The sequence below is a fragment of the Desulfobulbus alkaliphilus genome (genome assembly GCF_016918545.1).
GTDB lineage: Bacteria > Desulfobacterota > Desulfobulbia > Desulfobulbales > Desulfobulbaceae > Desulfobulbus > Desulfobulbus alkaliphilus.
This window is the reverse complement of record NZ_JAFFQC010000311.1, coordinates 1-426: the sequence shown is the minus strand read 5'-3', so window position 1 is coordinate 426 and position 426 is coordinate 1. Positions and strand designations below refer to the sequence as shown.

Below are 426 nucleotides of genomic sequence, written 5' to 3'. Positions count from 1 at the left end.
GCGGTTGCGCCGGAGGAAGGCCAGTTGCTCGGCGCTCTCCACGCCTTCGGCGACTACCTTGAGCTTGAGGTTGTGGGCCATGGCGATCACCGCCGAGGTGATTTCCATGTCGTCCTGGCTGTCCGGGATGTCCTTGATGAAGCTGCGGTCGATCTTGATCACGTCGATGGGGAATTTCTTCAGGTAGCTCAGTGACGAGTAGCCGGTGCCGAAGTCGTCCATCGCCAGGGTCAGGCCGAGGCTCTTCAGGCGTTCGAGTTGCTGGCGGGTATCGTCGGTGGCGTCCAGCAGCAGGCTTTCGGTGAGCTCCAGTTCCAGCTGGCTGGCCGGGATGTTCTCTTCGTGGAGGATCGCCGCGATCGAGCCGACCAGGTCCGGGTCGGTGAACTGCTTGGGCGACAGGTTGATGGCGATCTGCAGCTCGCC

At 62.7% G+C, this 426-nt stretch carries 1 protein-coding gene; it reads right to left on the bottom strand.

Annotated elements, in window-relative coordinates; translation table 11 throughout:
• The coding region (locus tag JWG43_RS18690; protein WP_205244419.1) for an EAL domain-containing protein at positions 1-426 on the bottom strand (426 nt) is incomplete at both ends.